29 protein-coding genes are annotated in these 26,960 nt (G+C 30.8%); 1 reads left to right on the forward strand and 28 read right to left on the reverse strand.

The annotated features are described in order from the left end of the window. Nucleotides 1-13: 13 nt before the first annotated feature. The 18 genes from pknB to IAI10_RS07465 all read right to left on the reverse strand — a co-directional run bounded on the left by pknB (nucleotide 14) and on the right by IAI10_RS07465 (nucleotide 17,842). Nucleotides 14-2,137: a Stk1 family PASTA domain-containing Ser/Thr kinase gene (gene pknB, locus IAI10_RS07380; protein ID WP_315672650.1), complete on the reverse strand. Its 2,124-nt coding sequence runs from the start codon at nucleotides 2,135-2,137 to the stop codon at nucleotides 14-16. Next, the gene (locus IAI10_RS07385; RefSeq protein WP_315672651.1) at nucleotides 2,137-2,856 is read right to left on the reverse strand and encodes a Stp1/IreP family PP2C-type Ser/Thr phosphatase; all 720 of its coding nucleotides are present in this window, start codon (nucleotides 2,854-2,856) and stop codon (nucleotides 2,137-2,139) included. Before IAI10_RS07385 ends, pknB begins: the two co-directional genes overlap by 1 nt. A gap of 15 nt (nucleotides 2,857-2,871) precedes the next feature. Next, nucleotides 2,872-3,909, reverse strand: a complete 1,038-nt coding sequence (gene rlmN, locus IAI10_RS07390) for a 23S rRNA (adenine(2503)-C(2))-methyltransferase RlmN (RefSeq protein WP_315672652.1) — start codon at nucleotides 3,907-3,909, stop codon at nucleotides 2,872-2,874. Between the two features lie 9 nt (nucleotides 3,910-3,918). After that, a complete protein-coding gene (gene rsmB / locus IAI10_RS07395; RefSeq protein WP_315672687.1) occupies nucleotides 3,919-5,247 on the reverse strand; it encodes a 16S rRNA (cytosine(967)-C(5))-methyltransferase RsmB in 1,329 nt (442 codons plus the stop codon). Nucleotides 5,248-5,265: 18 nt separating this feature from the next. Continuing rightward, nucleotides 5,266-6,192, reverse strand: coding sequence for a methionyl-tRNA formyltransferase (gene fmt / locus IAI10_RS07400; protein ID WP_315672653.1), 927 nt, complete (start codon nucleotides 6,190-6,192; stop codon nucleotides 5,266-5,268). A 2-nt stretch (nucleotides 6,193-6,194) separates the two neighbouring features. Beyond that, nucleotides 6,195-6,647, reverse strand: a complete 453-nt coding sequence (def, locus tag IAI10_RS07405; protein ID WP_315672654.1) for a peptide deformylase — start codon at nucleotides 6,645-6,647, stop codon at nucleotides 6,195-6,197. Between the two features lie 27 nt (nucleotides 6,648-6,674). Further along, entirely contained in the window at nucleotides 6,675-8,876 is a 2,202-nt protein-coding gene (gene priA, locus IAI10_RS07410; RefSeq protein WP_315672655.1) for a primosomal protein N', read from the reverse strand. Nucleotides 8,877-8,924: 48 nt separating this feature from the next. Continuing rightward, nucleotides 8,925-10,118, reverse strand: a complete 1,194-nt coding sequence (coaBC, locus tag IAI10_RS07415) for a bifunctional phosphopantothenoylcysteine decarboxylase/phosphopantothenate--cysteine ligase CoaBC (RefSeq protein WP_315672656.1) — start codon at nucleotides 10,116-10,118, stop codon at nucleotides 8,925-8,927. After that, nucleotides 10,118-10,336, reverse strand: a complete 219-nt coding sequence (rpoZ, locus tag IAI10_RS07420) for a DNA-directed RNA polymerase subunit omega (protein ID WP_315672657.1) — start codon at nucleotides 10,334-10,336, stop codon at nucleotides 10,118-10,120. Before rpoZ ends, coaBC begins: the two co-directional genes overlap by 1 nt. Beyond that, nucleotides 10,317-10,946 carry a guanylate kinase gene (gene gmk, locus IAI10_RS07425; RefSeq protein WP_315672658.1) on the reverse strand — a complete coding sequence of 210 codons (630 nt, stop codon included), beginning with the start codon at nucleotides 10,944-10,946 and terminating at the stop codon, nucleotides 10,317-10,319. The genes rpoZ and gmk overlap by 20 nt, the downstream gene beginning before the upstream one ends. Next, on the reverse strand, nucleotides 10,946-11,218 hold the full coding sequence (remA, locus tag IAI10_RS07430) for an extracellular matrix/biofilm regulator RemA (RefSeq protein ID WP_315672659.1): 273 nt from the start codon (nucleotides 11,216-11,218) through the stop codon (nucleotides 10,946-10,948). The genes gmk and remA overlap by 1 nt, the downstream gene beginning before the upstream one ends. Before the next feature lie 13 nt (nucleotides 11,219-11,231). After that, on the reverse strand, nucleotides 11,232-12,119 hold the full coding sequence (locus tag IAI10_RS07435) for a YicC/YloC family endoribonuclease (RefSeq protein ID WP_315672660.1): 888 nt from the start codon (nucleotides 12,117-12,119) through the stop codon (nucleotides 11,232-11,234). Nucleotides 12,120-12,303: 184 nt separating this feature from the next. Next, a complete protein-coding gene (locus IAI10_RS07440) occupies nucleotides 12,304-13,278 on the reverse strand; it encodes an asparaginase (RefSeq protein WP_315672661.1) in 975 nt (324 codons plus the stop codon). Between the two features lie 28 nt (nucleotides 13,279-13,306). Beyond that, the gene (locus IAI10_RS07445; protein WP_315672662.1) at nucleotides 13,307-13,645 is read right to left on the reverse strand and encodes an ArsC/Spx/MgsR family protein; all 339 of its coding nucleotides are present in this window, start codon (nucleotides 13,643-13,645) and stop codon (nucleotides 13,307-13,309) included. 94 nt (nucleotides 13,646-13,739) lie between these two features. Beyond that, nucleotides 13,740-14,039 (reverse strand): YciI family protein, encoded by a 300-nt coding sequence (locus IAI10_RS07450; RefSeq protein ID WP_315672663.1) that lies wholly within the window; start codon nucleotides 14,037-14,039, stop codon nucleotides 13,740-13,742. Between the two features lie 295 nt (nucleotides 14,040-14,334). Continuing rightward, a complete protein-coding gene (locus tag IAI10_RS07455; RefSeq protein WP_315672664.1) occupies nucleotides 14,335-15,483 on the reverse strand; it encodes a methyl-accepting chemotaxis protein in 1,149 nt (382 codons plus the stop codon). Then, nucleotides 15,480-15,938 carry a chemotaxis protein CheW gene (locus IAI10_RS07460; RefSeq protein WP_315672665.1) on the reverse strand — a complete coding sequence of 153 codons (459 nt, stop codon included), beginning with the start codon at nucleotides 15,936-15,938 and terminating at the stop codon, nucleotides 15,480-15,482. The genes IAI10_RS07455 and IAI10_RS07460 overlap by 4 nt, the downstream gene beginning before the upstream one ends. A 410-nt stretch (nucleotides 15,939-16,348) precedes the next feature. Continuing rightward, on the reverse strand, nucleotides 16,349-17,842 hold the full coding sequence (locus IAI10_RS07465) for a response regulator (RefSeq protein ID WP_315672666.1): 1,494 nt from the start codon (nucleotides 17,840-17,842) through the stop codon (nucleotides 16,349-16,351). 438 nt (nucleotides 17,843-18,280) lie between these two features. Between IAI10_RS07465 and IAI10_RS07470 the strand changes: the two genes are divergently transcribed. After that, nucleotides 18,281-18,880 carry a tyrosine-type recombinase/integrase gene (locus IAI10_RS07470; protein WP_315672667.1) on the forward strand — a complete coding sequence of 200 codons (600 nt, stop codon included), beginning with the start codon at nucleotides 18,281-18,283 and terminating at the stop codon, nucleotides 18,878-18,880. Nucleotides 18,881-19,038: 158 nt separating this feature from the next. Here the strand turns inward: IAI10_RS07470 and IAI10_RS07475 are convergent, their stop codons facing one another. From IAI10_RS07475 to IAI10_RS07520, 10 genes are all read right to left on the reverse strand, one after another. Continuing rightward, nucleotides 19,039-19,371, reverse strand: coding sequence for a YmaF family protein (locus tag IAI10_RS07475; protein WP_315672668.1), 333 nt, complete (start codon nucleotides 19,369-19,371; stop codon nucleotides 19,039-19,041). A gap of 101 nt (nucleotides 19,372-19,472) precedes the next feature. Then, nucleotides 19,473-20,102 carry a DedA family protein gene (locus IAI10_RS07480; RefSeq protein ID WP_315672669.1) on the reverse strand — a complete coding sequence of 210 codons (630 nt, stop codon included), beginning with the start codon at nucleotides 20,100-20,102 and terminating at the stop codon, nucleotides 19,473-19,475. 17 nt (nucleotides 20,103-20,119) lie between these two features. Beyond that, complete coding sequence (locus IAI10_RS07485; protein WP_315672670.1) at nucleotides 20,120-20,863, reverse strand: ABC transporter permease; 744 nt, start codon at nucleotides 20,861-20,863, stop codon at nucleotides 20,120-20,122. Then, entirely contained in the window at nucleotides 20,856-21,587 is a 732-nt protein-coding gene (locus tag IAI10_RS07490; protein ID WP_315672671.1) for an ABC transporter ATP-binding protein, read from the reverse strand. Before IAI10_RS07490 ends, IAI10_RS07485 begins: the two co-directional genes overlap by 8 nt. 77 nt (nucleotides 21,588-21,664) lie before the next feature. Beyond that, complete coding sequence (locus tag IAI10_RS07495; protein ID WP_315672672.1) at nucleotides 21,665-22,543, reverse strand: hypothetical protein; 879 nt, start codon at nucleotides 22,541-22,543, stop codon at nucleotides 21,665-21,667. A 58-nt stretch (nucleotides 22,544-22,601) separates the two neighbouring features. After that, complete coding sequence (locus IAI10_RS07500; RefSeq protein ID WP_315672673.1) at nucleotides 22,602-23,117, reverse strand: phosphatase PAP2 family protein; 516 nt, start codon at nucleotides 23,115-23,117, stop codon at nucleotides 22,602-22,604. Nucleotides 23,118-23,225: 108 nt separating this feature from the next. Then, nucleotides 23,226-23,816 carry a phosphatase PAP2 family protein gene (locus tag IAI10_RS07505; RefSeq protein ID WP_315672674.1) on the reverse strand — a complete coding sequence of 197 codons (591 nt, stop codon included), beginning with the start codon at nucleotides 23,814-23,816 and terminating at the stop codon, nucleotides 23,226-23,228. A gap of 171 nt (nucleotides 23,817-23,987) precedes the next feature. Further along, the gene (locus IAI10_RS07510; protein ID WP_315672675.1) at nucleotides 23,988-25,385 is read right to left on the reverse strand and encodes an ATP-binding protein; all 1,398 of its coding nucleotides are present in this window, start codon (nucleotides 25,383-25,385) and stop codon (nucleotides 23,988-23,990) included. Next, complete coding sequence (locus IAI10_RS07515) at nucleotides 25,366-26,046, reverse strand: response regulator transcription factor (protein ID WP_315672676.1); 681 nt, start codon at nucleotides 26,044-26,046, stop codon at nucleotides 25,366-25,368. The genes IAI10_RS07510 and IAI10_RS07515 overlap by 20 nt, the downstream gene beginning before the upstream one ends. A 174-nt stretch (nucleotides 26,047-26,220) precedes the next feature. Then, nucleotides 26,221-26,850: a hypothetical protein gene (locus tag IAI10_RS07520; RefSeq protein WP_315672677.1), complete on the reverse strand. Its 630-nt coding sequence runs from the start codon at nucleotides 26,848-26,850 to the stop codon at nucleotides 26,221-26,223. Nucleotides 26,851-26,960 lie beyond the last annotated feature (110 nt).

Below are 26,960 nucleotides of genomic sequence, written 5' to 3' on the forward strand. Positions count from 1 at the left end.
TCCTTGCAATTGTTTACTGTTGTTTCTTATAGTAAAATATATCTACAATCTTACTTCCTGCTCTTTGTATAGCTTTTGCTACTGTGCCAGGTTGTTTTCCTGGAATCACAGCAATTTCAGTTTCAAGTCCAATTTGAAAATTATCATTCTTTAGTGTTTGCTCAGCAGATGCTAAATCCATACCCTCTACATAAGTAAGTTCTTGAGTCTGCTGCTGTGGTGCTTGATAAGTATAATATACCAAATCTACTGTAGCTCCACTATTAGCCTGACTTCCACCTGTAGGAGTTTGCTTTGCAACTATATTATTCTGACTATTATCCGTTGTGGTAGTTGTAGATACATTTCCTACTTTAAAGCCTGCATTAGTTAATGTAGCTTTAGCAGTGTCAATATTCTGACCAACTACTCCTGGCACATAGCTTGGAGTAAATTTATTAACTGTCACATCCACACTCTTGCCCTTTTCAAGCTTTGTACCTGAATCCACAGATTGAGTTGCTATAAGTCCATCCTGACTTTGATCTGTAGTAGCCACCGTAGTCTGATTTCCAAGCTTTAATCCCTGAGCCGATAATGCATTTTGAGCATTAGCCACATTCATTCCTTTAACATAAGGGACTATTGCATACTCAATTTTCTTTCCTTTACTTACAGTTATAGTAACAGTATCTCCAGGATTAGCCTCACTATCAGCATCTGGGCTCTGCTTCATTACATTTCCAGCATCTACTGTATCGCTATAATCATAAGCTGATTTTGGATTAAAACCTGCGTCCTTAAGCTGTTGAGTAGCTGTAGCTTCATCTTCATTTTCTACATTAGGTACAGTAGTTTTTCCAGGGCCGGTACTTATGCTTACCCTTATTTCATGATTTGCTTCTACTTTGGTCCCTGCTGGAGGATAGGTCTGTATAACAGTGCCTGCAGGTTTATCATTAGCAACTTTTTCAGCCTCAACAAACTTAAGGTGTGCTTTATCTATTATATCTTTCGCTTCATCCTCAGTTTTTCCTACTACGTCAGGCACTGAAATTTGTCCGCTGGAGCTGCTTGTATTATTGCTGCTGCTTGATCCCTTCAATAAAAATGCTGCAGTACCGCCAAGAGCTAATGCCAAAATACATACGAGAACTCCTATGATTATTCTCTTTGTTTTCTTACTAACTTTATCCTCACCGTAATTATAATCATCAGAAACCTTATTTTTATTCTTATTTTCCTCAGGATTTTCATCATTTTTTTCTGGAGTTACATTTACAGCATCCATGACTCTAGTAAATTCTTCTTCTACTTTTTTAGGAATAACCTCATAATTTAAATCCTTCTGTATTCTTAAAAGATCATTAATCATATCTCTTGAAGACTGGTATCTATTGTTAGCATCCTTATCTATAGCCTTCATTACAAGATTATTTAAACTATCTGGTATTGATGGGTTTATGCTTTTAGGCAAAGCAGGTGTATCTTGAATATGTTTTAATGCTATACTAACTGGGCTCTCACCATCAAAGGGTACCTTGCCAGTAAGCATTTCATATAAAACTATGCCTAAGGAATATATATCGGTTCTGGCATCAACAAAATTTCCTCTTGCCTGTTCTGGAGAAAAATAGTGCGCAGAACCTATTACTTTATTTGAATTAGTTATTGTTACATTGCTGGACGCTTTAGCTATACCAAAATCAGTTACTTTTACTACGCCTTCTTCAGTAACCAATATATTCTGCGGCTTAACATCTCTATGTATTATATTATTCCTATGAGCACAATCTAGAGCTCTTGCTATTTGAATAGATATATCTATAGCTCTCTCATGGCTTAATCGAAAATTTTCAACTATTATATCCTTTAGAGTTTTTCCTTTTACATACTCCATAACAATGTAATGTATATCACCCTGAGTTCCTACATCATATATATTTACTATATTATTGTCAGATAAATTAGCTACAGCTGTGGCTTCTCTTTTAAATTTTTCTACAATAGAAGGGTCATTGGCATATTCTTTTTTTAGTATTTTAACAGCATCAAATCTATTGAGTTTATGGCATTTTGCTTTATAGACCTCTGCCATGCCACCTTCTCCTATTTTTTCTAACAGCTCATACCTGTTATTCAATATGGTTCCTATCATTATCTATCTCCTCCTATAACCATAACAGTTATATTATCTGTTCCGCCTCTTTCTTTAGCAAGTTCCACAAGAGACCTGCAGGCTTGTAAGCTAGTATCACTCTCTATAACTATCTTATTAATTTCCTCATAGTTAACTTCGTTGGTTAGACCATCTGTACACAAAACAAATCTCTCAAAGTTTTCCCAATCTATTTTGAATGTATCTACCTCTACTTCTTTACAGGTACCCAGAGCTCTAGTGATAATATTTTTATTAGGATGAGTCTTAGCCTCTTCTTCTGTTATGCTTCCCTCATCTACTAATTGCTGAACCAAAGAATGGTCTTTCGTAACTTTTTTTATTATTCCGTCTTTAATTACAAAACAACTTGAGTCACCCACATTAGCAATTATATATACATTCCCATCCGTTATGCAGGCTGTAATAGTTGTCCCCATCCCGTTTAGTCCTTCATCTTCTTGGGCTCTTTCATAGACTTCCTTATTAGCCTCTTTAATAGCCTCAATAAGGACAACTTCCATATCGTCTATTTTTTGTTTTGATTTTATAAAATCGATTATTTTATCACCAGCGGTCTTGCTAGCGATTTCTCCTGCATTGTGACCTCCCATACCATCAGCTACCACATATATACCTATATTTTCACATTCATAATACGATATATAATCCTCATTTGTTTCACGTTTATTTCCTATATCAGATAAAGCACCAATCATTCTACTCACCTCCACTCATTTAGAAGATTGATTTTCAATATAACTTTTCCTAAGCTGGCCACAAGCAGCGTTTATATCTGATCCTAATTCTCTTCGTATAGTTGTTTGTATCCCCTCTCTCTCCAGTATGCTTTTAAATGACTGTATATTCTCTGCATTTGATTTTTTAAGACTACTTTCTTTAACTTCATTCATTGGTATTAAATTAACATGACAAAGCATTCCTTTAATTAGGCTGCTTAATTCCAGCGCATCACTTTTACTGTCATTTACACCATTTATAAGCGCGTATTCAAATGTGATTCTTCGTCCTGTCATATTTATATAATATTTACATGCATCCATAATGTCAACAATAGAATACTTATTTGCTATCGGCATAGTCATTTTTCTTACATCATCATTAGGAGCATGTAAAGATATAGCAAGAGTTATCTGATACTTATTATCTGCAAGCTCATATATTTTAGGTACCAATCCGCAAGTTGAAACTGTTATATGCCTTTGACCAATGTTGAGTCCCTTTTCAAAATTTGAAAGCTCAATAAACTTAATTATGTTATCATAGTTATCCATGGGTTCTCCACTTCCCATTATGACTACATTAGATATTCTTTCATTTATTAACTTAGATGCAGCTATTATTTCTCCAATCATTTCTCCTGCTGTTAAGTTTCTTACCATTCCATTTAATGTAGAAGCACAAAATTTACACCCCATTCTACATCCCACCTGAGAAGAAATGCATATAGTATTTCCATATTTATATTTCATAATAACAGCTTCTATGACATTTCCATCTTTATATTTTAGAAGAAGTTTTCGAGTATCATCCAAATCAGAGTGAAGAGCTTCAACTATATCAGGCAATCCTATGTAGAAGTTATTTTGCAAAAGCATCCTAAGTTCATTATTAATATTTTTCATGTCTTGAAAGCTTGAAACACCTTTATAAAGCCAATCAAAAACCTGCTTTGCTCTAAAAGTACTTTGTCTTCTTTCTTTAATCCAAGTTTCAAGCTCTTCTAAAGTTAAATCTAATATGTTTATCATATCAATCTCCTAAGCTTTTCTTTTAAGTTTTGATATAAAAAATCCATCCATTTCTTTGTTAGGCAGAATTGTTATCATGCCATTATAAGGATAGAGTATATTCTCTCTTGATCCATAGTCTATATTTTGCAATTCATAATTAGGATGATCTTTAAGAAATTTTATTATTGTTTCTTCATTTTCTTTCTTATTTAAAGTACAAGTAGAATATATCAGTGTACCTCCTCCCTTAACATACTTACAAGCATTATTTAAGATATTTTTTTGTACCTTTAATATATCTTCTAAATCTTTCTTGTCCTTAAACCATTTTATTTCAGGTTTCTTTTTTATTATTCCAAGACCAGAACAAGGGACATCCACAAGAAGAGCATCAAAGCTGTCTACATATTGAGGAGAAAATTCTTCGGCATTCATTATTTCAGCTGTTAGATTGCTTATCCCTAACCTCTTAGCATTGTTTTTTATAAGCTTTACCTTGTGTTCGTATATATCAAAAGAAGATACGTTACCAGTGTTATTAAGTATCTCGCTCATATGAGTACTTTTACCTCCTGGAGCAGCACATAAATCACCAAGATTCATTCCTTTTTGTATATCCATGCAGTCCACAGCCAGCATGGCGCTCTCGTCCTGTACTGTGATTAACCCTTCCTTAAAAAGAGGATTATTTTCTATACTGCTGCCTTTAACTATATTTAAAGAGTTCTTATATAAATTTCCTGCTTTTAAATTATATCCGAGCTTCTCTAGCTTTAAAGTAACTTCTTCTAAATTAGTCTTTAAAGTGTTTATTCTTATGCTTACATATGGTGTTTCATTAAGTCCAGCCAATATATACTCAGCTTTTTCTATGCCATATTGGTTAATAAAGCTTTTCACCATCCACTTTTCAAAAGAATATTTAAAACATAATCTTTCAACTTCGTCCTGTGATGCACAAAAATCAGTTTCAGTATTTCTTAGATAATTTCTTAGAACTCCATTTACAAATTTTGAAGAACCTTGGGAATGCTTTTTGGCTAGATCTACAGCTTCATTTACCACTGCATATTGAGGAATTTTTGTTAAGTATTTCATTTGATATATGGATATTCTTAATATATTCAATATATTACTATCCACTTTCTTGAAGGGAATTTTTATAAAATATCTTAATATAGTATCTATAGTATATTTATACTTTATGGTTCCATACACTATTTCTGTTATAAGTGCTCTGTCATTTGTCTCAAATTGATATTTGTTTAAAGTTGTTTTAAGGGCTATATTGGAATAGGCTTTATTTTGAAAAACCTCTTCCAATATAGCCACTGCAGTTTTTCTACTGTTCATAATATGCTCCTCTTAAATGTACTAACCTAATTTAATACCTTCTTCAATAGTATTTCCTTTTAGGTAATCTTCCACTCTCATTCTTTTTCCTCCTGGAAATTGAATTTCTTTTATTAGAAGATATTTATCTTTTGCAGCTACTAATATACCTGCTTTGTCAACCTTGGCTATAGTACCAGGTGCTTCCTTGCATATACCTAGTATCTCCGCAGTATAAACTTTCATAATTGAATTCTTATAGCTAGTAAAAGTTATAGGCCAAGGATTAAAGCCTCTTATTCTATTATTAATATACTCTGCATCGTTATTCCAGTCTATTCTTGCCATTTCTTTGCTTATCATTGGTGAATAACAACTTAATTCATCTTTCTGTCTCTCAGGTGCTATTTCATTTTTTACTAATGCTTCTATAGTATCTACCATGAGCTGAGGCCCATCTTCCTTAAGAATATCGTGAAGCTCTCCATAAGTCATATTTTCAGTTATTTCTACACTGCTTTGCTTTAATATATCTCCTGTATCTAACCCTTCGGCCATAAGCATAGTTGTGTTGCCAGATACTTTTTCTCCATTTATTATACACCAATTTATTGGAGCTGCACCTCTATATTTAGGAAGCAGCGAAGCATGTAGATTTATACAATAATATTTAGGTATATCTAATACTTCCTTAGGTAAAATTTGCCCATAAGCCACTACGATAATAAAATCAGGATTTATTTCTTTAAGTAGTTTTATGCTTTCTTCATCTTTCCTTAGCTTTTCTGGTTGAATAACTTTTATTCCTGCATCTACAGCTACTTGTTTCACTTCGCTAAAAGCTAGTTTTTTCCCTCTTCCTTTAGGCCTGTCAGGCTGTGTAAATACAGCCTTAACATTATAATTTTCTATTAGCTTTTTTAATGTAGGCACCGCAAATTCCGGTGTCCCCATAAAAACAATATTCATATTTACTCTTCCTCACCTTCTACAAGCTTATCAGTAAATAATATTCCATCCAGGTGATCTGTTTCATGACAAATTGCTCTAGCAAAAAATCCTTCTGCTTCCAATTCAAACTCTTCTCCATTTTCGTTAAGAGCTTTGACTTTTATTTTTTCAGGTCTTTCCACTGCTCCCTGCTTACCTGGAATACTAAGACATCCCTCTATATCCACACAAGAACCAACAGCTTCATATATTTCTGGATTAATAAATACATATGGTCCATCTCCTACATCCACAACAGCCAATCTTTTAAGTATGCCTACCTGAGGAGCTGCAAGTCCTACACCATCAGCCTCGTACATAGTCTCAAACATATCTTTAATAAGAGTCTTAATTCTATCGTTTACCTCTTCTACCTTTCTGCTTTTCTTTCTTAAAATTTCGTCGTTGTCCTGTCTTATATTTCTTAATGCCATTTTTGTCCTCCTTATGCATTTAAATATTTATATTAGACTATTAGGGTTAATATCTAAATTTAATTTAATTTCATTATATACGTTTTTTAAATAATTATAAATTGTATCCCTTAAGATTATTTTAAATTCCTCTGAGAATCTTCCTTTTAAAATTATCTGCCATCTATACATCTCTTTGATTTTGGATATGGCGCAAGCACAGGGACCTAGCATATCAATCTCTTTTTCCTCTTGAATTAATGATTTAATATTAACCGCTAATTCATTAATAACTTTTATTAAAAGAGTCTCATTTTCAGAATTTAAATTAATGTTTATTATATCAGAAAAAGGTGGATAATTCATACTCTTTCTTACTAAAATTTCTTTTTCAAAAAATTCATTATAATTATTGTTTATTGAGCTCAATATACTATAATGATCCGGTGTATAAGTTTGCACTACAACTTTTCCAGCTTTGTCTCCTCGCCCTGCTCTTCCAGATACCTGAGTTAATAGCTGAAAAGTTCTTTCTGCCGACTTATAATCTGGTATATTTAATGTGAGGTCCGCCGCAAGTACTCCAACTAAAGTAACGTTAGGGAAATCAAGGCCTTTGGCTATCATTTGGGTTCCTATAAGAATCTGAGATTTCCCATTTTTAAAATCTTTATATATATTTATATAGGAATCTTTTTTCTTAGTAGTATCCAAATCCATTCTACTCACCTTATAGCTTGGAAAATACTTTTTCACCTCTTGCTCCACTCTTTCCGTACCTACTCCAAAATATTTTATATATTTGCTGCCGCACTCAGGACATTTTGAATCAAGCTTTCTCTTATAGCCGCAGTAATGGCAGTGGAGATATCCGTCATTTCTATGATAGGTTAGAGATATGTCACAATTATTGCACTTATATACAAAACCGCATTTCCTGCAGGAAACAAAGGTAGAAAAACCTCTTCTATTAAGAAATAATATTACCTGTTCTCCTTTTTCAAGGGTTTCTTTCATATTTGAAAACAGGCTTCTGCTGAATATGGATTTATTTCCTTCCATAAGTTCTTCTCTCATATCTACCAATGCTATCTCAGGAAGTCTTGCACCATCTACTCTGTTTTTAATCTCTAATAGATTTACTTCTCCAACTTTAGCTCGAGTATAATTTTCTATTGAAGGAGTAGCCGTTCCATATACCACTTTGCAATTCCTATCCATAGCAATAAATTCAGCTAATTCTCTGGCGTCATATTTAGGACTATTTTCAGATTTATAGCTTCCTTCATGCTCTTCATCTAAAATAATCATGCCAATGTTTTTAAAAGGTAGAAAAATCGCTGATCGGGCTCCTATTACTATTTTTGTTTTACCATTCTTTATTCTCATCCATTCGTCATAACGTTCGCCATCTGACATTTTACTATGATATACACTTATGCTGTCACCAAATCTTCCTTTAAATCTTTCTACCATCTGTGGTGTAAGAGATATTTCAGGAACAAGCACTATAGTATCTCTTTCTTGAGAAAGCATATCCTTAACTAATTGAAGATATATTTCAGTTTTTCCGCTGCCAGTTATTCCATGCAGCAAGAATACTCCTGTTTTGCTTTCCTTTATAGTTTCATAAGCTTTTTTTTGTTCCTCATTAAGACTGATAAAATTATATTTATCATATTCTTCTCTGGAAAATCTATTTACCACTTGTTTCTCTAAAGATAAATATTCATATTTAATGAGAGTGTTTATGGAACTTAATGAAAACCCTAATTCCTTACTAAGCTTATTTTTACTATATATAGCTTGATTACTTTTAATAAAATCGTATATATCAATATATGGCGATTTGCTGTATTTATCATCTAATGGTCTTCCTATATAAATTAACTGCTGAAATTTGTGACCGTTGCCCTTAGTAATGCCAATAGGTATAATAAGCTTTATGCAGTCTATATAAGAACACAAATATTTTTTTTTCATAAAGTTTATGAGCGAGATATCATTTTCCGTAAGAAGTGGAAATTCGTCTACAATACTTTTAATATCCTTAATTTTGTTTAACTTATTCTCTGCTTCATGTATTGAAAGTACGAATCCTTCTATAAGTTTGTTACCCATGCCAAAAGGCACCTTAACTCTATGCCCTATTCTTATTTTATCCCATAGTTCCATAGGTATCTCATATGTAAATAGTTTATCAACCGCAACAGCATCATTATTTACAATCACGCCAGCATATTTGTACAAGCAACCACTACCTTTTTATATAAAAATATTAAAAATTAAAAAAGAGCATTATCGCCCTTTTAAAATTTTATTAAATATTTCGCAGGCAACCTGTCTTTTACTCATTTTGTCTAAATGAGCAGCATTCCCATCCCTATCTATAATAGTAACCCTATTATAATCGGACGCAAAGCCAGTATCGGCAGATTTTATGTCATTTGCTACTATAAAGTCAAGATTTTTACTCTCTAATTTTCTTTTAGCATTCTCAATCAAATCATTACTTTCTGCGGCAAAGCCTACCAATACCTGGTTTGATTTTTTAATCTTACCAAGTTCCTTTAAAATATCTACATCTTGAATCAACTCTAATTCTAGAATCTCATTTACTTTCTTTATTTTAGATTCACTATAATTTCTAGGTTTATAATCAGCTACTGCGGCACTTTTAATTATTATATCCTTGTCATTAAAATTGTCCATTACCGCCTTCAGCATTTCACTGTTGGTTTTAACATTTATAGAGTTTACACCATATGGGATCTTAATATCAGTTGGTCCTGTAATAAGCAGCACCTCCGCGCCTCTGTCTCTTGCTTCTTCTGCTATAGCATAACCCATTTTACCCGTAGATCTATTTGTAATATACCTAACAGGATCAATGTTAACTAAAGTAGGCCCTGCTGTTACCAATACCCTTTTACCGCTTAAATCATTCTTTTTATAGAGTCTTGAAAGAATAGCTTCCGTAATAATTTCAGGTTTAGGAAGCTTTCCTTTGCCTGTATCTCCACAAGCAAGCATTCCTGTATCCGGCTCCATAAATTCATAACCGTAAGCTCTTAATTTTTTAATATTTTCTTGAACTATAATGTTCTCATACATTCCTGTGTTCATAGCAGGACAAAATAGAACAGGTGCCTTAGTAGCCATTATAGTAGTTGAAAGCATGTCATCCGCTATACCATTAGCTACTTTTCCTATTATATTAGCGGTAGCAGGTAATACAACAAATAAGTCTGCTTTCTTAGCTAATGAAATATGCTGTATTTCCCAATATTTTGGTTCCTCAAACATATCTACAACTACTTTGTTATAGCTTATAGATTGAAAGGTCAGCGGAGTTACAAATTCGGTAGCATGCTTTGTCATTATAACATCTACATTAATATTTCTTTTTCTCAAAGCGCTAATTACATCAAGGGCTTTATAAGCAGCTATGCCTCCGCATACACCTATTACTACATTGCTGTTATATTCCATTATTTTATTCCTTCTTTTAAAGTCTCATAAACTATATCTCCAGAGTAAACTTCATTTATAGCTACAGTAAGTGGTTTATTAGAATTTACTTTAGTTAAAGGCTGCTGACCCCCTATAAGCTGTCTTGCTCTCTTAGAAGTTACAATAACCAAAGAATATCTATTATCTACCACCTTTAATAAATCTACTATTGATGGATTAATCATAGAACTGTTCATGTATATATGCCTCCTTAGAATTTAAAATTTCCTCTTTGATTCTATCTACTCTACATTTTTCAGCAATCAAAATTGCTTCTATTTTTTTAACTGCTTCCTCCACAGTATCATTTACTACTGCGTAATTATACTTAGACACATAATTTATTTCCTGGAAAGCAGATTTAAATCTAGTCATCAATGATTCAGGAGTTTCACTTCCCCTGTTTATTATCCTTTGTTTAAGTTCATCCATCGAAGGAGGAAGTATAAATAAAAATACTCCTTGAGGATATGTTTCCTTAACTTTTAGAGCTCCTTGAATATCTATTTCAAGTATCACATCTCTTCCACTTTCTATGGCTTCCAGCACTTGTTTTTTAGGAGTACCATAATAATTGCCATATACCTCTGCATACTCTAAAAATTCATTATCTTCAATCTTTCTTTCAAAATCTTCTTTATCTGAAAAATAATAGTTTATGCCTTCTTTTTCGCCATTTCTAGGCTTTCTAGTAGTTGCCGAAACAGACAACCAAAAATCGCCTTTTTCAAGAAGCGCCTTACATATAGTTCCTTTTCCGGCACCAGAGGGACCCGATAAAACTATTAATACTCCTCTTTGTTCCATTATTCCTCAACCTCATCAACATTGTCTTCGTCTCTAGATGATAATCTATGAGCAACAGTTTCTGGCTGAACTGCAGATAATATTACATGATCACTATCTGTTATAATAACTGCTCTAGTTCTTCTTCCATAGGTAGCATCAATTAACATACCTCTGTCTCTAGCTTCCTGAATTATTCTTTTTATTGGAGCTGATTCAGGACTTACAATAGCTACTAATCTATTAGCAGAAACTATGTTGCCGAATCCTATATTGATTAACTTTATACCCATTCTTGTCCTCCTACTATTCAATATTTTGAATTTGTTCTCTTATTTTTTCAATTTCATTTTTTATGTTTAGAGCACTATTGGTAATATCCAAATCATTAGATTTTGATGCTATAGTATTAGCTTCTCTATTTATCTCTTGTACGATAAAATCAAGTTTTCTGCCAATAGGTTCATCAAGTTTCAAAGTTTTTTCAATTTGACCAATATGACTTTTTAACCTGGTTATTTCTTCATCAATACTGCATTTATCTGCATATATAGCAAGTTCCATAGAGATTCTGTTTTCATCTATATCCACATTTCCATTTCCTAAAATTTCTTTTAGTCTATCTGAAAGTTTTTCCTTGTACTGCTTAACATGTGTATCAGCTCGGTTTTCAATACAAATTATTTCTTTTTTTATATTATCACATTTTTTAGCCACATCATACGCTAATTTTTGTCCTTCAACTTGTCGCATACTCTTCAAGCTATTTACAGCGTCTAAAAGCGGCTTACTTAAAGTATTCCAAATTTCATCTAAATTTTCCTCATCTTCTTCCACATAAACTACATCTGGAAATTTTGCGATAAGTGATACAGATATATCATCTAACACGCTATACCTTTCACCTATATTTTTTAAGCATTTGAAATAGCTATCCGCAAGTATATCATTGAATTTAGCCGTAACTCCTAGTTTTTCATAATTATTATATGTAATAAATATATCTATTTTACCTCTTTTTATGTTAGCAGAGATTAGTTTTCTTACTCTGTCTTCTAAGCTAAGCATTAGTCTTGGCATTTTTATATTTATGTCTAAATATCTATGATTTATACTTTTAACTTCTACTGTAAAACTCTTTTTTCCATCTAAATCATAGTTTCCTCGTCCAAAGCCAGTCATACTGCTAATCAATAATATCATCTCCTGTCACTAGCTTAATTCATAATAACTATTATACATTTATTATAGCCTATATTTCAAGGTTTTTTTCTATTTTACTCGTTCAAGTTCCATAAATCTAAGATTTTCATTGATTTGCCTGTAAAATTTTCAATAAAATTATAAAGTAATAACAGTATCATATATTATGCTGTTTTTAATATTCAAATTGTTTTCTTACAAAGTCTATATCCTGTTTTTTGCTTAGAGCTAATAGCAATTTTATTCTAGCCTTTTGCCCTGGAAGATTGTCTGCAAGTATAACACCCATATCCTTAAGATATTTTCCTCCTCCTAAATATCCATAGGATTCAAACACTCTGCCTTCAAAGCATCTAGACACTATAACTATAGGCACTTTATTATCTATAGCTCTTTGTATTCCAGGTATCATTTTAGGTGGTACATTTCCTCTTCCCAGTGCTTCAATTATTATTCCATTGTCCCCTTTATCTAAGCAAAAATTTATGAGACCGCTATCTTCACCAGCTACACATTTTATAAGGTCTACTTTTGCATTTATACTATCCACAATAAGCTTTTCGCTTTTTAAGTTATTTCTATAATAAATAGTTCTATTATTATCAACTATACCTATGGGGCCAAAGGTAGGCGTTCTAAATGCATTTAAGTCCATAGTACTCATTTTTGTAACTTCGCTAGCGCTATTTAATTCTCCATTAAAACAAACAAGCACCCCTCTATTTTGAGATTCTTCAGATAAAATTGCGGATATTGAAGATGCCAAATTAAAAGGTCCATCATATCCAAGCTCTGAGCTGCTTCTCATTGCTCCCGTAAAAATTATAGGTTTATAGCTATCTATAGTCAAGTCTACTAAATAAGCTGTTTCTTCTAAAGTATCTGTACCATGAGTTACTACTACTCCAGCTATGTCTGGTTTATCTAATATATTCTTTATATACTTTGACAATTTAAGCATATCCTCAATAGTCATATGTGGACTTGGAACATTGGAGAATGTATAAGATTCTACTTCGGCGAACCTCTCTATACCAGAAACCATGTTCATAATCTGCTCCCCACTAAGCCCAGGCACAGCAGCATGAATTTTCTCATCTACTACCATAGATATGGTACCGCCATTAAATACTACAGCTACTTTCTTCATTATATAAAATCACCAACTCTTTCTTTAATTATTCCCAGCTTTCCCAAATTTGAGGTTTATATCCTACAGTAGCAAATTTACCATTTCTAACTATTGGAGTATTACATAGCTTAGCATTATTAAGCAATATTTCTTTTTTAATTTCATCGTTTCTTATAAACCTAATATTAAGCTTGTCATATAAGCTGCTTTTAATATTTATAAGGTCCGATAGCTTGACATTTATAATTATGCTTTCAAGCTCCCTTTTCCCAAAAGATTTTATATTCAAATCTATAAATTGATATTTAATATTTCTTTCTTTGAAATATCTCTCAGCCTTCTTAGTGTCAAAACATTTTTGCACACCAAATATTTGTATATTCATACCGCTGTCCCCCAATAAACTATTGTTTTTTATAAGGCCCACATAAATGTTTACTTCAACAATATTTATCACTTTTTATATTTTAAATCATAGACTAATCCTTTTTAAATATAGTCGCAACTTTCATAGGTCTTATATCAATGTTTTCCCATACGTTACCCAAAACATAAGGCTCTATTTTAAACCATTCATCTATTTCATTTCTAGAAGTAAATTCTACTATAAATACAGAGCCTATCATTTTTTCTTTATCATCCAAAATAGGTCCTCCATAAAGAGTTATTCCAGTGCTCGCCATTTTAGATGCTAATTTCAGATGTTCTTCTCTGGCTGCAAGTCTTCTATTTATAGCATCTTCGTCTTTATAGTCATACGCTGTTATTAAAAATTGCATAAAAACACATCCTCTCAATGTTAAAGCATTTAAATTTATTATTTATAATAAATTGTATATCAATAAATCTAATAAGTAAATTATATCATTGCCTTTACATTCTATAATAAATTTGGAATAAAAAAAAGCAGTGACTAAAACAATCACTGCTTCAAGTAGGGATGAGGTCTTAAAAATCTATACAAGTGAATAATATATATTATTTGTGACATTAACTTTACAAAAGTTTGTACAAATCGTTAACAAAATATTTTCTTTTTTCATTTTCCAATATTACCCAGGAAATTGATATTATTTATAACTTTTGAGCTATATTGTTCAGTTCTTCAGCAGCAGCTGTTATTTCTTCAATGCTAGCTGTTATTTCTTCTGTTGCAGATGCCTGCTCTTGGCTAGAAGAAAGTGAACTCATGCTTTTCTCACTAACCTGTTCAACTTTAGCTTTTATATCCTGAGTAAGTTTGTTAATTTTAGGTACTGTACTCTTTGATTGATCTGATAATTTTCTTATTTCCTCTGCCACAACTCCAAAACCTTTTCCAGCTTCACCTGCTCTAGCCGCTTCTATTGCAGCATTAAGTCCAAGCATTTTAGTTTCATCAGCTATATCTTTTATAAAAGCAGAAATTTCATTTATTTCTTCAGTTATGTTAGTAATAATTTTTATTTCTTTGTTCAATTCTTGTTCATTAACGTGTATTTGAGATGCAGAAGCTGCTAACTCTTCAATAGCTGCCGCTATACCTGTAAGATTATTCTGCAAATTATTAGACATATCCCTTAAATTAGCCGCTAACTCTTTAGGTGTCATTATAGTTAACGTAGCTACTACCTCTTCTGAATTTTCTTCATCAAATAAAGGATAGCTTACTTCGAATAAATCAACGCCATATACCGAGCTATCTAATTCTTCCATAATTATTTTGCCAAAACTGATAGCTTTGCTTGCAATTGAACTTTCTTCCAGCCTATCTCCTTTATTTAAAGTTGCAATATCAAACTTTTTTGAAGCTTGTTTATACAAAATACTATTTAAATCCGTTACAAACATAACTACACCCTCAGCAAACATCTTGGACATAATAGGCGCAAAGTCTGGAAAAGATTTTATAACAGGATGAACTTTTGGAAATAGTATTGAAAACGCTCCCTTAACTTCATCATTCTCTGTAATTGGTATTGCTACAGTATTAAATCTACTTCCATAAAGCGATTTAGGTATAGTTTGTTTTATAACTCTTTTTTCTCTCATAGCTTTTGCCGCTATACTGTCATTTTTGATTTTTTCATCAACACTAAAAATTTCTAACTCAAAAGAAGTGGAAGCCATCCTCCATTTAATTATATCTCCTTCTATGTACAAAAATAATACTCCGCCTGGTATACTTTCAATCTGCATTTCAGAAAAAATTTTTAAATATTCTAATGCACTTATAGGAATCATTTGCTTATCTCCTTTTCCAAATTATATTTAAAGATTTCAGTTTTTAATTTAAGTATATTTAAAGCAATAATTATTCTTTGATTATTTATGATTACTCCTTCAATGCTGTTACCACTTATTGATGATATCTCATTAGGCAGATGCTCAATACTACTACTGTCAACTCTAATCACTTCTGATACATCATCTACTATGATACCTGCTTTTATTCCATCTAAGTCTAAAATTAAAAGTCTGCTGTCGGCTCCAAGTTTTCCCTTGTCCATATTAAATCTTTGTTTAAGATCAAATATTGGTATTATTTTTTCTCTTAAATTGATGACTCCTTGAACAAAACCTGGTACACCAGGTATAGGAGTTATTCTAGGAATTCTCATAATTTCATGAGCATATGAAATATTAACTGCATACTCCTCAAGACCTAGATTAAAAACTATTAATTGATTTGAACTCAAATTTTATCAGCTCCCTCCTCAATTGTTATATATAACATATTATTCATATATTTCCAAATGAAAATAAAATAAACTTTTGTATTTTGATATTTTATTCAAAATAATAGCGCGCACTTTTATTTATCATCACATATAGTTATGATGCATAATGTTTAAGCATTTTTTATTATTTAATTAAATTATATATTAAACTTCATTAGTATATCACATTTCAATATTTAATTAAAGGTTTTATTGTAAAACATTAAATTTTTTATCGAATTTTGTTAAAATATGGTGTATATTTGAATATTTAATAATTTTTATTAATTGGCAAAAAATATTATTAAATTATTATTCAAATATAAAACAATAGCTGTTGCGTGTCTAACTTATAATATAGGCGTGCAACAGCTATACACTAACAATTATTAGTTTATGTATGTTTTTAGCATTGCTTCTAATTTATTTATTTCTAATGGCTTTAGCAAGTAATCATTTATTCCAGATTTTTTCCAAGTTTCATTGTCATCAGTAAAAAATTTTACTACCATGGCAATTATAGGAATGGTATTTATATCCTTACTTTTATTTAATCTTATTAATCTAGTTATTTCATAGCTATTTAGCGCAGACATCTCAATATCCATTAATATCAAGTCAGGGACTTGTTCACAAATTTTATCCAAAATTTTTCTGCCATTATAGACCTTAATACAATTGTATCCCAAATTCTCCAGCATAACTTCAGTTGCTTTCATGCTTATTGCATTGTTCTGCACTACCAAAACAGTTTTTTCCTTTTTATTTGCGGCATTAATATCATCACCAAAATTAGGATATTCTGATGTGAATTCAAGCATTAAATTAAACTTACTTCCCATCCCTTGCTTACTTATACACCACATTTGTCCATTCATTGTTTTTATCATCTTCATTGATAAAAATAAACTTTTTTCTCTATATAACTTATTGTTTTCATCAATTCTTCCAAATATGCTTTTCTTTACTTCCTCACTGATTCCCTTGCCAGTATCCTCTACCACAAATCTCAAATTAATTTTTGCTCCTAACCGTGAACCTGAATAAACTTTTAATATCACAGCCCCAGCATCGGTATATTTTACTGCGTTATCCAAAAGATTATCTAATATTGTCCTAAGTTTCAACTCATCTCCAATAAGTTCATCGGGTATAGATGGGTCAATATGATAATAAAAAGATAAATTATTGCTACTGCACATTCGCGTATATTTTTCTATTATGATTTTTAAAGTTTCTCTTATATTAAATCTGAAGTTATTTAGAAAAATATCCTCTTCATCATATATTGTTTCATATGGCTTAATATCAAGGCTATTTATCATTGTGGTCACTTGTTGTTTAATATTATTAACATGCTCCAGATACTGCTCACCAATTTGTGTTGTATCTAATATGTCGCATATATCTATTATTGAGCTAATAGGGTCTATTATTTTTTCTACACACTTCATTGATTTATTTTTTTGGTTACTTAATTTATCTTCTTTTAGCTTTGTTTCAGTGATATCAGTTATAATGCATGCATATATATCCGTTTTATCTGCTTTTATATTTATCATTTTAATTTTTACATAAAAAAAGGAGTTATTTTTTCTCTTGTGGACACTTTCAAATTCAACAGTATTTGAAGTAATTACCTTATATTTCCTATCAAAACACTCGGAAATATCCCGTTTTCTTAACTGGAAAATAGTCATAGATTTTAATTCTTCAATAGTGTATCCATAAGTTTTTTCTGCAAAGCGATTTCCGAAAATTATTTTCCCATTATGCGATAATATAAGAACTATTTCATTAGCATCATTAATTATTCTCATATATAGATCAATTATATTTTTTTCATCCACGTAATTGTTTCTTTTTAATAATAATGGGTTCAATGATTAATTCCTCCATTCTTGAAATTAAATAAAATCTTTTGTGCATATTTGATGAATATCCTTATATATCCATCAAAGTACATATTTAATTAAATAAAGAGTAAATCTTCTAGTTATAGACTAATCTCTATTAATTAACTGCTCAGATATCTTTATAAAAAATATCAGAAAATTTTCCACTTTGACTTTTGTATTAACTCATTATATGATTTATGAAACAGAATAAATATTTTGTATGGTTTAAATTTAATATAAGCGTATAAAAACAAAAAATATAAAAATAGATATTACACTTTTTTGTTTAATATGATTTTTTTGTATATTATTTTACATATTTTTGAAATTTATTGTGTAATATTTGCATATTTTTCAATTTGTATTATAATTGAATTGTACAAAATATTTATAATGTATAATTATTTTTAAGGGGATTTACATATGAAAAGAAATGTTGAAACTAAAATAAAATATTTGACTCAAAAGGAAGCTTCTTCCTTATTTGATGCTATAAAAAATTCCAATTCCGTGCATTCACAAAGAGATCTGGCAATATTTAGGTTGACATACAGATGCGGTCTTAGAGCTTCAGAAATAGCGTTACTTATACGTGAGGATTACAATATGGAAAAGGGTGAAATATATTGTAAGAGGCTTAAGGGGAGCAAAAACAACACCTTGAGGCTAGATAGAAATACGAAAAATGCGTTAGATTTACATATTGCCAATAATAATATCTCTTCAGATTCTAGCACGCTTTTTACAAGTCAAAAGAACAATCCAATTTCTAGACAAACACTAGATTATCTTATGAAGAAATATTGTTCTATCGCTGGAATCGAAGACAAGTCCAAGCATCATTTTCATGCATTAAAGCATACCACTGCTGTTCACCTAGCTGAATGTGATATGGATATCAAAGAACTTCAATGGTGGTTGGGGCATAAATCCGTTTCAAATACAGAAATATACTTTCAGTTCACAACAAAGCAGCAGGATAGAATGTACAAAAAACTAGAAGGAAAAACGGAATTAGTTTAATTAATTTTAAATTATAGAAAACCCTCTAACTGACAATTAAGAATTTGTTATCTAGAGGGCTTTTTATCTATTAAAGCATAATATTTATAACTTATTATATATCAACAAGATAAGGCTAATAATTATCAAATCATTTTATAAATACTATCATGTCCATATTAAACTGCACCAGGCGCTGGTTGATCTACTCCAGCAATATGATGCCTATGGCCATAATCTTCAGTGGTATAAAAATCATAATAATGTACATGCATACCATTTCCCACCTGAATTGCCGGTCCAGAATATGCTCTATAATAATGATTATGTCCATTTTCAAATAAAACAAATCCTTCAGTTAAATGCACATGTGAACCATTTTCCGTTGGCTCAGGTGGAAATGTTACGTCTAAGCATTGGTGTACATGCCCCATTGCAATTGAAGTGTAATCAATTGAACCATGATTATGATTTGGAACAAATTCCTTTACGAAATCATCTTTACTTACCATACTTGAAAATTTACCCCCGATAATTAAAACCTATTCAAACCTATTTTATGTAATTTACCCTATATTAGTTACTATTTTAACTAATTAAAAAATTTATCAATTTAACTATTGACCCTATCAATACTATTTTTTCTTTTTTTAATAAGCACATAAGCTATTACTACAAGAATTATTACTATAATAGCATAATCTGCAATATGAAGCACAGAACGAATTTTACTCCAGTTTTCTCCCATCATGAAACCTGCATAACCAAGCAATATGCTCCAAATTAATGAACCTAAAAAGGTATAAAGCACAAACTTTTTAAAGCTCATTTTACTTATTCTAGCTGGTAATGAAATAAATGTTCTTATAATCGGAAGTAATCTTGAAAAAAATGCTATCTTATCACCATATTTATTGAAATATCTATAGCTCATTTCAATATGAGCTTTTGATAATCTTAATTTTTCTGCATATTTGTCAACTAATATTCGTCCTCCTTTAGCCCCTATACAATACATTATAATGGATCCAAAGGTTCCGCCTAATGTCCCAACAAATATAACTAAAGCAAGATTTAGCTTTTCGCCATTATAAGCAGATGAAGCTAGATATCCGCCAAAGGGCAATATGGCTTCACTTGGAATGGGTATGCATGCACTTTCTAGCCACATAAGAGTAAATACCCCAAGATATCCTAACTTTGACAATACTAAAATAGCCCAATTTACTATAAATTCTACCAATCGTATCACCCTCTTTATTAAAATTCTTTTTTATCAAACAAATAAAATCCTAGAGTAAAAAATATTATTCCGTATGCTATAAGCATAAATAATAAATTTATATGGGCTAAAACCTTTACTCCACCTGATGACCATTGAGTATACCAGTTTAAATAAGATGTAAAAATTGCGCTATTAACTCCCTTAATAAATATGGCAAGTATTCTAAGCAGCATAAAGAATAGGATACAACTAATTAATGCTCCGCTACTGCTCTTAAAAAATTGAACCATGAAGGAAGCGAATGTTATTACAACTAATGCAGGTACTATATCTAATGCATAACTCAGAAAAATATTTAACAAATTGCCTACACTGAACTTAAATATGAATGCTGCTAACAATGTGGTAAGCATGATCACAAATAAATTTAAAGCTGAATATATAGCAATTGCAGCATTTTTAGAAATAAACACCTTTAATCTGTTAATAGGTCTAGTAAGTACTAATTTTATTGTTCGCTCAGAGACTTCACCTGAAAAAGTCTCTGCTGCAGACATGAAGATAAACAAAGGGAGAAATACATTAGTAATACTACTTAAAATAATCAAAGGAAAACTTTCAGCAGCCAATGATATGAACACTAATTTTGACTGTATTGAAGAGATAAAAAAAGCAGATAAGAAACTTATCAAAACCATAGCAATTAAAAATGCTATAGTTTTCTTTTTGAAAAAAAGTTTTTGAATTTCATTAATAGTATTAGCGACCAAGTTATTCATTTTTACCTCCTTTTTTAACTTCATGCATATAAAAATCCTCTAAGTTAATATATTTTTCTTTTATAACTTTTATAGCTACTCCATTGTTAATTAATTCTCCATTATGAATTATAGCAACTTTATCGCACATAAGCTCTATTTCATGAACTAAATGACTTGAAATAAAAAATGTCATATTTTCTTCTTTTGCTAGTTCTATTATCATATTTCTCATTTGAACCGTTCCTTCTATATCAAGCCCGTTTGTAGGTTCATCTAATATTACTAAACTTGGTTTTGATAAAAGTGCCATAGCCAAAGATAACCTTTGTTTCATTCCTAATGAGAACTTGGAGACCTTGTCATTTTTATATTCTTCGAGTCCCACAATTTTTAAAGCATTATCTATATCAGCTTCCTCTATATTAGTATAGAACCTAGAAGCTATTTTTAAATTGTTGTAGGCTGACATATATTCGTAGGCATCCGCCGTTTCAATTATCGCTCCAACTCCTTTTAATGCATCTTCAAACTGGTTTTTTATGTCTACTCCCATTATTTTAATCTCTCCACTTTCAAAAGTGTTTAGTCCAGTAATTGATTTCATTACAGTTGTCTTTCCAGCTCCATTAGGACCAAGAAACCCGAATATTTCTCCCTTTACCACTTCAAAAGTAATATTTTTTACTCCTCTACCATTATCATAGAGCTTGGTTAAACCATTTACCTCTAAAACCTTCTCCATTTTTCTCTCCTTTAACCAGAAATAATGTGAGAGACTGAGTATCATAATTTCACCCAATCTCTCATATTTACTTGAAATTAATCTCTGTGACCTTTAAAACCATTTTCTATTGTTTTAACTTGTTTACCTGTTAAATCTACTTTATCAGGAGTTGTGCTGTTTATGTTAGATAGTTGCAAATCAGCATTAATTATAATAGTATGAACTTTACCAGAGGCATCTTTTCCAGAAAGTATAACCTTGGCACTCTGACTTGCAATTACGTCATTACTATTAATATTAGCTGAAGAAATAACACTTTCTACCTTTACATCACTTTGAAGCTGTGGAAGTATGTTTTTTAAATTTTCTATATCTGCTTTTTGATTCTTATTGTTAAATTCATTATCTTTTGCCATAGCAATTGAAACCACCGCATTTACTAAAGGTGTAATTTGAGTGTCATTTAATTGTATGTTTACATTTTTTGTTCCATTTCCATTATCAATAGCGGTTACTCCATCCTTCATGCTTCCTACAAGAGTGTCAATTATTACACCTATTCCTTGCATCACTTGAGGATTCTCTGTTTTATCCTTTTTCTCATACTTTTTGTTCTTAGCACCTGACACCAGATATTCGCTGCTATCGCTTGTCTTTTCTATTCGCTTTCCATCTTGTAGATAATTATTTATGCTCTGAGTATTTCCACCATATTTTATTGCTGTACTGCTACTCATAGCATTTGCAGCTTGGTTCTGCTTGAAATTTTCGGTTAAATCTGCAAGACTAGTTCCATTATCAGTTATAGATACTTTCAATGCAGCTGTTTCATTTTTCAAGTTTTTAGTATCAAGAACCGCTTGTTTGTACTTTTCATAACCTGATAGCTGAGATGCATTTACAAGGACAGTACCAAATAATAAACAACCTCCTAATACTAAACTAGTAAACATAGTAATTTTTTTCTTGTTCATGTTTTTACCTCCATTTTTATATTTAAAAAGTTTTTCAACCTTTTACCTTGATTATTGACTAAAATGCTATCATTACTATACTAGAACATAAAATGCCTAATAAAATACCGCTGAATACATCTAATGGATAATGTACCTTCAAGTACAACCTTGAAAATGCAATTAGAATTGCAATCATAACTGCAATACTGCTAATCCAGTTATTCATATTAACAAATATACTTGCCGCGGCAAAGGAAGAAGCTGAATGCCCCGATGGAAACGAATATGTTACGGGCCTAGCTATAAGTAATTTCTCATCTACTATTTCAGTAAATGGCCGAGATCTTTTAACAATATGTTTTATTATTCCTTCACCCATTATTGTAGTTAATAAAAGAGAGCTCATAAGCATAATCCCTTCAAATCTATAGCTTTTATTCTCTAAAAGCATTAAGGAAACAGCTATCCAAATAACGCCGAAATTTCCAAGAGAAGTTACTACAGGCATAATTCTATCTAATATGGGATTTTTAAAATGTTTATCTATATACTCTAATGCTCTTATATCAATCACTTGCAAAAACTCCATCATTTATAACCCTCCTGGCTGTTATTAAGAATACCCCTCTCGTATCTTCTATTCTATCTTTCCACATTAAAATCACATTAAATTTTAATTACAAAACAGCTATATTTTTCACTATAGTGTCTTTATGTCACCATTGCTTAACCCAAGTCTTATAATTATTTTGTCCTCAATAGCTTTATATAAATTTATAACTATGTTTCGTAACTTTAAATTGTAAATCCAGCTTGTAAAAAGAACCATTATATACGCACCTATAACATCAGCAGGGTAGTGATGACCTACATATACTCTTGAAAATCCTACAAATAATGATAATACAGTTAAAGCTATACTGAGCCATTTATTATAGCTTGCAAATCCTCTTGCTATACTCATTGTTCCTGTTGCATGATCACTTGGAAATGATGCATCTTGAACATGATGAAATAATAAATTAACCTTATTGTGTACAAATGGCCTATCCACATAATAAATTCCACCAATTATAGAACTTATAATCATATTTATAATCGTAAATATTAATGTACTAACCGCAGATTGTCTGCATTCCAGATTCTTATTTAAAATTCCTCTTAAAAACACAATTACCATAATTAACATAAACATATATGGAACATACTTTGAAAAGAAAATCATTATTTCATCAATTATTCTATTCTGGTACGCCAAATTATTAATTAGTCTAAAAAACTCCATATTCATTTTTACTCATCCCTTCAAAATATATTTTAGCTATCATTTACATAATCATTATCTACATTTAACATTAAATTTACATTAAAATAGGCTTATATTTGTCTTAAAATACTTTCATATAAAAAAAGAAGCAGAGAAATTTTGCTGCTCTGCTTCTTTTTCATAAATATTAATCTTTTAACCTCTATTTAGTGTAACAATAATTTTTGTATATAATCCTTCTTTACTATCCACATCAATACTCCCACCATGTATATCTACAATCCATTTTGCTATTGATAATCCAAGCCCTGTTCCTCCGCTTTCTTTAGATCTTGACTTATCAACTGTATAAAACCTATCAAATATTTTTCCAATTTCATTTTCCTGTATCCCTATACCATTATCACTAATAATTATTTTCACTTGATTTTTATCAATAACTGAGCTTAAATCTATTTTACTATACTCTGGGGAAAATTTTATACTATTATCAATAAATATTCTTAACAATTGTTTTAACATCTTATAATCTCCAATAATCATTGTAATAGCGTTCTGACTATTTGTTATCACATGATTATTAGATATGAGTTTACTTTCATTGTACACTTCATTTATAAGTTCATTAAGCCTTATTTCTTTCTTTTCTACAGTTAAAGTCCCACTATCACCTTTAGCTAAGATTAACAATCTTTCAACTAAATTTGCCATATTGGCAGCTTCTAATTTAATTCCGTAAATTGATTTTTCCAATGCTGTTTTATCATTTTTTCCCCATCTATCAAGAAGATTTGCGTAACCCTGAATTATTGCTATAGGAGTTCTAAGTTCATGAGAAGCATCGGAAACAAACTGATTTTGTCTGTTAAAGGCTTCTTGCAATCTATCTATCATATTGTTGAAAATATTTCCAAGCCTCTTCAACTCATCATCAGGACCCCTTACATCAATTCTTTCTTTTAAATTATTAAAACTTATTCTCTCGGCGGTTCTACTTATATAAGCAATTGGTCTTAGCATTCTTCTGCTTACCAAATAACCTAATATAATAGAAGCAACGATCCCTACGCAGTCAGCTATAGCCATTAAAATAAATAAAATCTTTAGAAAATTATATTCATTTTCTAAATTTTTTACTATCTGAATGTATATTGTCCCATAGCTTTTATTTCCAATTTCAACGGTTTTTAATACTAAATGACTCTCTTCCTTTTCGTAATGTTTAAACTTATCAATAGGCTCATGCAAATTAATATTATAATTAAAGCCTGCAGAACTTATTAGCACATTACCATTTGTTTCCAATATTCTTACTGATACATTTTCTTTAATAGGAATATCCGCAAACAATTCTTTATTTGATAAATCTTGATAATCAGTTTGATCTGCAACTTTATTTAACATTATGGTTTTAACATCATCTACTTGCTTTTTAGCCTGATTATATAAATAATACTTTATCCCATAAAGTATTGAAGCATTTAAAATAAGTAAAACGAATGAAAACATAAAAGCATAAACTACAGTTAATTTTATGGAAATCTTAGCACTTTTAAAAAATTTTAAATTCTTACTAATCCCCTTTAATAACATAACCAACTCCTCTGACGGTTGTAATAAGTTTATCTTCAAATTCATCATCTATTTTACTTCTGAGATACCTTATAAACACGTCTACAACATTAGTATCACCTATATAGTCATATCCCCATATACTTTCAATAAACTGTTCTCTAGTAATAACAATATTTTTATTGATCAACATCATTTTTAAAAGATCATACTCTTTTTTGGTAAGTTCGATTTCCTTACCACCCCTCCACACCTGATGAGTTCTATCATCCATTTCAATATCCTTAACCCTAATATATGTATATTTATTTTTCACATCCTTACTTCTTTCATATACACGTATTCTTGCTAATAATTCTTCTATAGCGAATGGCTTAGTTAAATAATCATTAGCTCCTACATCAAGTCCTAAAACTTTATCTGATATATCACTTTTAGCTGTTAACATAATTATAGGGATATCTGAGAATTGTCTTACTCTCCTGCAAACTTCGATTCCATTTAAACCAGGAATCATTACATCCAATAGAATCAAATCATACTCTACATTCTCTATCATTTTCACTGCTTCTCTTCCTTCATATGCAATTTCTACTTTATATCCCTCATGTGTAAGCTCCATTTCGATAAATGTAGCCATCTGTTTTTCATCTTCAACTAACAATATTTTATATTTTCTCACAATATCACCTCTTTAATCTAAGCTCAATATAAAACTATCCTGTATATTATCAGTCTTTAAGATTAAATTTATATTAAAAAATCATAGTTTATTTTAGACACTTTAATTTTACTGGAAGCCACGTAAAAGATAAAGGAATTCTGCTGTAAAAACAAAATTCCTTTGATAAGCATGTTATTTATATTTTTCTATTGCAGCAATTTGTGTATTTACACTTCTAAATATTTGATTATCAAATTTAGCCTCTCTTTTGTAAATATAGAATCCATTTAATTCTTGTTCTACATCATACAATTGAGTATAGCAGAACCCACAAATCTTTTCATTTTTTAACAATGTCTCAGTAAGTCCAATGTATCGATTTATAAATTCATCCTTACTTTTAGGCCTTGTACCGTATCCCCAACCTATATTATTTCCATCATTCCACCATATGCCTCCGTATTCGCTAACAAAATACGGTTCGCCTCCATAATTTTGTCTTGATGGATAAGTTACATAAACCTCACCAGAGTTTTTCATAGATTCAAATTTAGATTTAAAGTTTTCTACATTTTGTTCATAATCATGGATATCAAATATATCTGTAACAACATGAAAGTTTCCACTAGTATCTATAACAGTCCTTGTGCTATCCATTGCCTTTGTTAAATTGTAAATAAGTCTTAATATTTCGTCATCCTGAGGTACGCCGTTTATATAATTGCCATTATCATCCCATTTACATCCCTTATCCCAAGTTTCGTTAAATGGGCACCACCCTACTATTGAAGGAGAATTAAAATCTATATATATTGTCTCCATGTAACTGGCAAGTACTTTGGGAGAAATTTCGGCAAATAATTTTACTGAATTTTTTCCAGTTGTTTTTGTTTGAACAAGGATTCCCTATGTTCTAACCTAAAGCTCTTACC

It is taken from the genome of Clostridium sp. 19966, assembly GCF_032335695.1.
GTDB lineage: Bacteria > Bacillota > Clostridia > Clostridiales > Clostridiaceae > JACTOJ01.

What these genes read in the sequence shown, in the direction of transcription:
- pknB (WP_315672650.1), bottom strand. Translation starts at nt 2,137, where the DNA reads ATGATAGGAACCATATTGAATAACAGGTATGAGCTGTTAGAAAAAATA.
- IAI10_RS07385 (WP_315672651.1), bottom strand. Translation starts at nt 2,856, where the DNA reads ATGATTGGTGCTTTATCTGATATAGGAAATAAACGTGAAACAAATGAG.
- rlmN (WP_315672652.1), bottom strand. Translation starts at nt 3,909, where the DNA reads ATGATAAACATATTAGATTTAACTTTAGAAGAGCTTGAAACTTGGATT.
- fmt (WP_315672653.1), bottom strand. Translation starts at nt 6,192, where the DNA reads ATGAATATTGTTTTTATGGGGACACCGGAATTTGCGGTGCCTACATTA.
- def (WP_315672654.1), bottom strand. Translation starts at nt 6,647, where the DNA reads ATGGCATTAAGAAATATAAGACAGGACAACGACGAAATTTTAAGAAAG.
- coaBC (WP_315672656.1), bottom strand. Translation starts at nt 10,118, where the DNA reads ATGGAATATAACAGCAATGTAGTAATAGGTGTATGCGGAGGCATAGCT.
- rpoZ (WP_315672657.1), bottom strand. Translation starts at nt 10,336, where the DNA reads ATGAACAGTTCTATGATTAATCCATCAATAGTAGATTTATTAAAGGTG.
- gmk (WP_315672658.1), bottom strand. Translation starts at nt 10,946, where the DNA reads ATGGAACAAAGAGGAGTATTAATAGTTTTATCGGGTCCCTCTGGTGCC.
- remA (WP_315672659.1), bottom strand. Translation starts at nt 11,218, where the DNA reads ATGGGTATAAAGTTAATCAATATAGGATTCGGCAACATAGTTTCTGCT.
- IAI10_RS07440 (WP_315672661.1), bottom strand. Translation starts at nt 13,278, where the DNA reads ATGAAGAAAGTAGCTGTAGTATTTAATGGCGGTACCATATCTATGGTA.
- IAI10_RS07445 (WP_315672662.1), bottom strand. Translation starts at nt 13,645, where the DNA reads ATGAATATACAAATATTTGGTGTGCAAAAATGTTTTGACACTAAGAAG.
- IAI10_RS07450 (WP_315672663.1), bottom strand. Translation starts at nt 14,039, where the DNA reads ATGCAATTTTTAATAACAGCGTATGACTATAAAGACGAAGATGCTATA.
- IAI10_RS07455 (WP_315672664.1), bottom strand. Translation starts at nt 15,483, where the DNA reads ATGATTCCTATAAGTGCATTAGAATATTTAAAAATTTTTTCTGAAATG.
- IAI10_RS07470 (WP_315672667.1), top strand. Translation starts at nt 18,281, where the DNA reads ATGAAAAGAAATGTTGAAACTAAAATAAAATATTTGACTCAAAAGGAA.
- IAI10_RS07475 (WP_315672668.1), bottom strand. Translation starts at nt 19,371, where the DNA reads ATGGTAAGTAAAGATGATTTCGTAAAGGAATTTGTTCCAAATCATAAT.
- IAI10_RS07485 (WP_315672670.1), bottom strand. Translation starts at nt 20,863, where the DNA reads ATGAATAACTTGGTCGCTAATACTATTAATGAAATTCAAAAACTTTTT.
- IAI10_RS07490 (WP_315672671.1), bottom strand. Translation starts at nt 21,587, where the DNA reads ATGGAGAAGGTTTTAGAGGTAAATGGTTTAACCAAGCTCTATGATAAT.
- IAI10_RS07495 (WP_315672672.1), bottom strand. Translation starts at nt 22,543, where the DNA reads ATGAACAAGAAAAAAATTACTATGTTTACTAGTTTAGTATTAGGAGGT.
- IAI10_RS07500 (WP_315672673.1), bottom strand. Translation starts at nt 23,117, where the DNA reads ATGATGGAGTTTTTGCAAGTGATTGATATAAGAGCATTAGAGTATATA.
- IAI10_RS07505 (WP_315672674.1), bottom strand. Translation starts at nt 23,816, where the DNA reads ATGAATATGGAGTTTTTTAGACTAATTAATAATTTGGCGTACCAGAAT.
- IAI10_RS07510 (WP_315672675.1), bottom strand. Translation starts at nt 25,385, where the DNA reads ATGTTATTAAAGGGGATTAGTAAGAATTTAAAATTTTTTAAAAGTGCT.
- IAI10_RS07520 (WP_315672677.1), bottom strand. Translation starts at nt 26,850, where the DNA reads ATGGAGACAATATATATAGATTTTAATTCTCCTTCAATAGTAGGGTGG.